Below are 1,562 nucleotides of genomic sequence, written 5' to 3'. Positions count from 1 at the left end.
GGCACAACGGCTCTTTCGAGAGCTGGTTGGCTCGCAGGCCGACCGGCCCCCACCAGGCCCGTAGGCGATACCAGCGGTGGTACGATCTCGGGGCCTTGATGCCGACCGTGGGCGGCTTGTGTTTCTGCGGAGCGGTCGACATGGGCAACCCTTTGCGGTCGGTCGAAGTCACGACGTAAGGACGCAACCTCGGTGCGAAGCGTGGCGACTTGCACACGCAAATCGACCAGGCCGCCGAGTAACGAAACCGCCAGGCTGATCACGCCCACCCATTCGCCAACAGTCAGACGCGGGCGGGCAGGCACTTTTGGCAATCGGTTCACGCAATCTTCTCCGCGCTGAGTTGTGACGTAACAGAACCAGCTCGTCCGGATGCCCAGCCTTTGACAGGTGGGAGCTTTGCGGCCTTCTCGGCTGCCACCTTGTCGAACACTTCCGATAGGGAGGCGTTGACCTGGACCTTCGACGGATCGATTTCCTCAAGCGCCCGACGAAGGCGATCCTTTCCAACGCCCAGGCATGCGAGCACGGCGCAGAAGATCGGCAACGACACGAGCGACACCGTGGCCGGATACGACGTCGGTCCGCCTGCACTGCCCATTCCCTTTTGCACGTTGCCCCGGATGTGAACTTTGAAGTCCACCATCCCGGACGCGCCTTCCTTCATCGCGCCTTTGAGTTGGCCGAGCTGAGTCTCCTTAACCACACCCGCGATCGCCATCAACTCCAGGTCGGTCAGCACATTCTCGGTCGGATTGATCTTGTCCATTCGCGCTTCCTTGCGACAATGTGAAACCCGGAGCCAACCGCATCATGCAGTTGGCCCCGGCAAGCCTTGTCTTCTCATCCATGAAACGACGGCCCTACACCTGTCGGCCATGCGGTGCGCGTGGCGCTTGAGAATGAGTGACAAGTGAAGGAAGCAAGGATGTTTGTACGACTGAACGGCGAGAAGATTCCGGTAACGTGCGGCCGTTGGAACCCCTTGAAGGCGGTTTCGATTCATTCGCCGAAACACCAGGGCGTGATCGACCTGGTGGCGTCGAGTGGAGTCGCCCAGGCGGCTAAGGAATTGGGGGTATCCCAAGATGCCCTGATGCGGCGTCTCGAAAAGGCGAAGCGCGAGGTCTGCAAAGAGAAGCTGATCTCGTCGAAGGATCTCGTGATCCTGGATCTGCTCGATGATCTTGGCCACACACCCGAGAAGGTGGCCGAAATCTTCAACATCCCACTGCGGGAAGTGAGACGCAGATACTGGCGAGGACGGAGCCGACTACAGGTTCCGCGTCACGATGATCTGATCGCGAAGCAGCTTCCTGAGCTGTGTAAACGCGACTTCCTGGCGTTCGAGCTCCATGTCGTGCTGAACTATTCAATCGGTCGGACGGCCCGGCTTTTGGGCCTAAATCGCGGCCACATGGTGCGTCGGATTCAAAAGGTTCGCGACCTGCTCCGCGAACACTGCCAGGCCGACACCCCCCCACGTTAAAACCTGACAAAACACGCGCGCGAGGGCAATGCGGTTCCCTGGCCCCCGACGCCAGCGATTCTATACCCCCCCC

Annotated in this window: 3 protein-coding genes; 1 reads left to right on the top strand and 2 read right to left on the bottom strand. The window is 60.2% G+C overall.

Annotated features, from left to right (window positions below; all coding sequences use genetic code 11):
- Both OSO_RS50495 and OSO_RS0100105 read right to left on the bottom strand, forming a co-directional pair.
- Positions 1-323: hypothetical protein (locus tag OSO_RS50495; RefSeq protein WP_010581587.1), on the bottom strand; the 323-nt coding region annotated here is incomplete at its 3' end.
- A complete protein-coding gene (locus tag OSO_RS0100105; RefSeq protein WP_010581586.1) occupies positions 320-769 on the bottom strand; it encodes a hypothetical protein in 450 nt (149 codons plus the stop codon). The genes OSO_RS0100105 and OSO_RS50495, both read right to left, overlap by 4 nt.
- Positions 770-928: 159 nt before the next feature.
- Between OSO_RS0100105 and OSO_RS0100100 the strand changes: the two genes are divergently transcribed.
- Entirely contained in the window at positions 929-1,489 is a 561-nt protein-coding gene (locus OSO_RS0100100) for a hypothetical protein (protein WP_010581585.1), read from the top strand.
- Positions 1,490-1,562 lie beyond the last annotated feature (73 nt).

The organism is Schlesneria paludicola DSM 18645 (genome assembly GCF_000255655.1).
Lineage (GTDB): Bacteria > Planctomycetota > Planctomycetia > Planctomycetales > Planctomycetaceae > Schlesneria > Schlesneria paludicola.
The sequence above is the reverse complement of the archived record's forward strand: the minus strand, read 5'-3'. Positions and strand labels throughout refer to the sequence as shown.